The following is a 276-nucleotide window of genomic DNA, read 5'->3' on the forward strand; positions in this document are numbered from 1 at the left end:
GTGTGTCGCTTTTCTTCAAGCGCTCGATCTTCTTCGCGGCGGCCAGCAGGTGCAGGTCGTGATTGCCGAGCACACAGACCAGCGACTCGCGCATCTCGTAGAGAAAGCGCAGGGTTTCCAGCGACTGCGGGCCGCGGTTGACCAGATCGCCGACCAGCCATAGCCGATCCAGCACCGGGTCGAAGGCAACTTGCTTGAGCAGGCACTTGAGCGGTTCGAGGCAGCCTTGCAGGTCACCGACGGCGTAAGTCGTCATCAGTGCAGGGCTCCGGGTAC

The 276-nt window shown here is 62.3% G+C and carries 1 protein-coding gene; it reads right to left on the bottom strand.

Translation table 11 applies throughout. The features are described from left to right. A partial coding sequence (locus tag AAEY83_RS14625; protein ID WP_351059996.1) for a metallophosphoesterase occupies positions 1–256 on the bottom strand: 256 nt, incomplete at its 3' end. Positions 257–276: the final 20 nt, after the last annotated feature.

Origin of the sequence: Psychrobacter sp. TB20-MNA-CIBAN-0197 (assembly GCF_040309765.1) — a bacterium.
In the GTDB taxonomy this organism is placed as follows: domain Bacteria; phylum Pseudomonadota; class Gammaproteobacteria; order Pseudomonadales; family Moraxellaceae; genus Psychrobacter; species Psychrobacter submarinus.